This window comes from Algoriphagus sp. (genome assembly GCF_024642405.1).
Taxonomy (GTDB): domain Bacteria; phylum Bacteroidota; class Bacteroidia; order Cytophagales; family Cyclobacteriaceae; genus Algoriphagus.
This window is the reverse complement of record NZ_JAHEBC010000329.1, coordinates 1-4,256: the sequence shown is the minus strand read 5'-3', so window position 1 is coordinate 4,256 and position 4,256 is coordinate 1. Positions and strand designations below refer to the sequence as shown.

Sequence of the window (4,256 nt, the reverse complement as noted above, 5' to 3'; positions counted from 1 at the left end):
TCCAAGTTCAGGCATTGCGATTCCAACTTCGGTGGAATTCATTCTATAGGTTAAAATAGACTTGTCTGCTTTTCCTGGTAAAATGTCATAATCGAAAGCCCCTGCACCATTTCCTGCCGCAACGGGTGTTTTCATTATCCCAAGTTTCAAAGGATCTTTTTGATCAAATTCCAGAAATAAGCCTGAAGTGCTTGCAGGACCGTTTTCTTGATGACAGTGTGAACAATTGATATCTAAATAAGCCATAGCTCTCTCAGATAAAGCTTGGGTCTCATCTTTATAATCGACTAACGATGGATAATTGTCCTGATTTGAAAACCCTTCTAAGATCCCTCTTGACTGCCAATATTCCAATTGGTTTCTTTTGCCTGATTCAAACATTTTTTCATTGTTTAGGTGTTTGATTTTAACACCTATCGGAGCCAATTCTTCCGATTTATTATGACAAGTCTTGCATTGATTTTTATTGGGAATCAAGTAATTAATAATCTGTTCTTCTCCTTCTGAATCAATATACCTCACTTCTTTTTCTCCTCCGACAACTTTCAATAGGGCATCAGTTTGGTCTTCATTCCAGATGTAAGGAAAGGCTTCCCAACCTTTTTCAGAATTTATCAGCAGCCTGGTTTCAATAATTCGCTTGTCTACTTCAAGCTTATTCAAATCTGAAGGGTAGTAAAAATTCTTAATAAGGATCGTTCCAGAAGGAAAGTTAAGTTCCTCATTTTCTACTATAACTTTTTGGCCATCCGGAATTGAAATAAATCGGCTTTTAAGGGCATAGTCAGTAAAAAGAGAAGACACTGGCTCATATGGAATAATGGAATGCTTAGGAAGGAGATCATTTATTTCACCCTCAAAGAAACCGTATGTTGAAAGTCTTTTATAAGGAAACTTGCCATCTGCAATCTCCTCCATTAATGGCACAGACTGAGGTTTTTGCTTTGATTCTGAATTTTCCTTGCACGAATAAAAAACAAAAGCTGAAAGGCCAATAAAGACAAATATTCTGGGTTTCATATTGATTAAAGAGATGCTAAAGAACTTACATCCGTGGATACATTTACATTACAACCTTGGAAGGGTTTATAGTCTTTAAAGGATTCGATATTATCTTCCCCGTCCATTAAATAAAATCTGGTGAAGTGCATTTCTTCCATTCCCTTTTCGTTGATACAGATTTTCATTGGGTTGGATTCAATTTCTTGACTGATCTCCATGTCCCAAATACCATCGTAAATAATGTCTTGGGTTTTAGCTTTACCATGAGCATTGTAAATTGAGATTAGTTGACCCAATTCCCGGGTAAGATCCGGAAGTTTTAAGGTTCTTTCGTAGCTATTGTCATGAACATAAATATCATGAGAATAGGGGGACCAATTTGGAGCTTCCGCAGGGAATCCTGTAATCTGGTAGCTTGCAATCGCTAATCCAGTTGTTTTGTTTCTAAATATTTGATTATTAAAAATCTCCACCTCTTTTGCTGCTAGTAAAATGATTCCCGAACCTGGAGGGATCATAGTCACTGTATTTCCATTAGGCCCGTCGCCTAGAGGTGTTGCGAAATTTTCATGATTATTATCAATAATGGCATTGTTATAAATCTTTGTACCACGGCCATCTGATTTGGGAAGGCCGGGTAGATTAAAGACCAAAATTCCTCCGGAATTATTTCTTGCGAGATTATCATAAACTTCTGCATTATCACAATTCTCAATTTCTATCCCCGCTACATTCCCGAAAGCAAGAGAATTCTTCACGATAATATTTTCAGATTGACCTACATAAATACCAGCATCTTTAGAGTGAGAAGCTATACATCCGTCAATTACAACATTTTTACATTGAACTGGGTAAATGGCATACGTTCCATTTTTGGATTTATCACCATTCGTCCAGGTAACGTTCAGTTTGCGGAATGTTATCCCATCTGTGTGCTGTGATTTAATACCATCTCCCGGAGCATCTTCAATACTGAAATTTTCAATTAGGATATTTTCTCCGACTATTTTGACCCCTTCGCCTCCGGATTTTAGATTTCTGAATGAAAGTACCGATTGATCCATTCCAGCTCCTATGATTTTAATATTCTTTTTATTGTCTAGAATCAATTGGGTTTTAAGCTCATAAAATAGCGGCTCTATCGTAATAGTACCTCCATCTTCCACTAGAATAAAATCTTCTACAAGTTTTTCAACTTCATCCTCTGAAGCTCTGGGTAATTTGGAGGAATCGAAAGTCTGTTCATTTGATCTGCTATTACATGAGACCATGAATAATAAAGAGGAAATAAAAAGACAGATAAAAGCAGTTTTCATAGACTTGGGGCTAGAATAATTTTACTCTGACAAATATTGATATCCCTATGAAAAATAGCTATTGATAAAAATCAATAAATTAGATTCTGGCTCTAATTCGACTCAGGGTTTCTATACTCATATCTAAATAAGAGGCAATATGCCCCACTGAAGCTTTTTGAATTACTTTAGGTCTATACTCCATTAGTTCAAGATACCTTTCCTGTGCCGTTTTGAATTTTGAAAAGATTTGTTTCTCTTCCAGCACAATGTAATATTCCTCCAGAATCATCCTATATGCTCTTTCAGTTTCAGGAAAGTTCTCAAACATATTCTCTAAAGTATCATGCGAAATTCGGTAAGCTTTGCTTTTTTCCAAAGTCTCTATGTTTTCATAAGAGGGTTTTCTGGTAATAAAAGAATGCATTGCCGTTACAAATTCTCCATCTAGCGTGAAGGATACCGTGATATCCCGGTTATTTCTATTGTAAAAGCTTCTGGCAGAACCTTCTAAAAAGTAATATAAATACTGACTGACTTCTCCTTCTTTTTCTAATAAATCTCCCTTATTGAATTCCACTTTTTCGAGATTACTTAAAAATCCCGTCTTAGCGCTATCGCTGAGAAAGGGGAATTTGTCAAAAATGCCTAGAATTTTTTCCATGAGGTATTCTTAAAAAGTAATGTTTTTTGAGTTTACAATGAAAAGCTTCTGCTACTTTTAGGTAGTAAATTAAAAAATCTAGACTAGAAGAGAGCTTTTTCTCTGTAAAACATTTGAAAATTCATTCTTTGAACCTAAATCAGCCTTTAACCAACCTTTATTCTTGAACTATGAGATTTTTTTTAATGATGCTTTTTACAATCGGTTTGATTGGGTTTGTTCAGGGTCAAGCAGGAATTAGAGCGGGATTGAGTTCGAGTAATATTACAAACTCAAATGTAAATGCAAGGTTGGGAATGCACGGAGGGGCATATTATAGATTGGAATTAGGTTTTTTTGCAATAGAACCAGGCATAGAATTCTCTCAAAAAGGATTTCGAGGAAATGATAGAAATACAGGGAAAGTTATTTTTGAGCGATTAAATTATGTAGATGCGCCTTTATTAATTCGCTTTAATTTCTTTCCAGAAATCAATTTATTCGTGGGGCCTCAAATGTCCTGGCTAATGTCCCGGAAATACGAATTAGATGGGGTAGTTGATACCAATATGGAGAATATACCACAAACTGAGTTTGGTGGGGTAGGAGGAATTGGGATTCATTTGCCTTACGGATTCAATGTACAGGCAAGCTTTGGAATCGCCAAGAATGATTTGGGAGATTTATATCCAAATAGAGAAAACAAAGTATTTAAACTCTCCATTGGTTTTGATTTGTTTTAAATTCAATATTTGAGTTTTCAGGTTTATCTTTGATTTACTTGGTCAAATATTTGCGTTGATTGAAGCCTGAAAATATCCTAAACTAATCTATCATGAAAAAATTTTTGTTTTTGGCCCTTTTTATTGGATTAATCAGTACTGCAAATGCTCAATTTGGTGCGAGAGCTGGATTAAATTCATCAAATTTCTCGGATACAAACTTTAGTCATAAGCAAGGATTCCATCTTGGAGCATATTATAGAATTCAACTAGGAGTAATTGATATAGAACCAGGACTGCAATATTCAAAAAAAGGATATGAAGGTAATGAGGATATTTCTCAAATTGAGGTCAATGAAAGATTAAATTACATTGATATTCCAGTATTAGTTCGATTTAATATTATTGAAACAGTCAATATTTTTGCCGGACCACAAGCGTCTGTTTTAGCATCAAGAAAATACGAATTGGGTAATATCACCTCAACAAGTACAGATGTAATCAGAGGATATGATATAGGTGCGGTGGTAGGTGTTGGAATAAATCTACCTTTGGGATTTAACGTCCAAGCAAGCTATGACTTAGGTTTGACCA

At 35.4% G+C, this 4,256-nt stretch carries 5 protein-coding genes; 2 read left to right on the top strand and 3 right to left on the bottom strand.

Annotated elements, in window-relative coordinates:
- The 3 genes from Q0L68_RS17100 to Q0L68_RS17090 form a co-directional block, all read right to left on the bottom strand.
- Positions 1-1,020 (bottom strand): SO2930 family diheme c-type cytochrome (locus Q0L68_RS17100; protein ID WP_296705463.1); only part of this gene is annotated, 1,020 nt, incomplete at its 3' end.
- A 5-nt stretch (positions 1,021-1,025) separates the two neighbouring features.
- A complete protein-coding gene (locus tag Q0L68_RS17095; RefSeq protein ID WP_296705462.1) occupies positions 1,026-2,318 on the bottom strand; it encodes a parallel beta-helix domain-containing protein in 1,293 nt (430 codons plus the stop codon).
- Between the two features lie 79 nt (positions 2,319-2,397).
- The gene (locus Q0L68_RS17090) at positions 2,398-2,961 is read right to left on the bottom strand and encodes a Crp/Fnr family transcriptional regulator (protein ID WP_296705460.1); all 564 of its coding nucleotides are present in this window, start codon (positions 2,959-2,961) and stop codon (positions 2,398-2,400) included.
- Positions 2,962-3,131: 170 nt separating this feature from the next.
- Between Q0L68_RS17090 and Q0L68_RS17085 the strand changes: the two genes are divergently transcribed.
- Both Q0L68_RS17085 and Q0L68_RS17080 read left to right on the top strand, forming a co-directional pair.
- The gene (locus Q0L68_RS17085) at positions 3,132-3,683 is read left to right on the top strand and encodes an outer membrane beta-barrel protein (protein ID WP_296705458.1); all 552 of its coding nucleotides are present in this window, start codon (positions 3,132-3,134) and stop codon (positions 3,681-3,683) included.
- A gap of 92 nt (positions 3,684-3,775) precedes the next feature.
- On the top strand, positions 3,776-4,256 hold a 481-nt coding region (locus Q0L68_RS17080; protein WP_296705456.1), incomplete at its 3' end, for a porin family protein.

Excerpts from the sequence above, each read along its gene's own strand:
- Q0L68_RS17095 (WP_296705462.1), bottom strand. The coding sequence starts at position 2,318 with ATGAAAACTGCTTTTATCTGTCTTTTTATTTCCTCTTTATTATTCATG.
- Q0L68_RS17090 (WP_296705460.1), bottom strand. The coding sequence starts at position 2,961 with ATGGAAAAAATTCTAGGCATTTTTGACAAATTCCCCTTTCTCAGCGAT.
- Q0L68_RS17085 (WP_296705458.1), top strand. The coding sequence starts at position 3,132 with ATGAGATTTTTTTTAATGATGCTTTTTACAATCGGTTTGATTGGGTTT.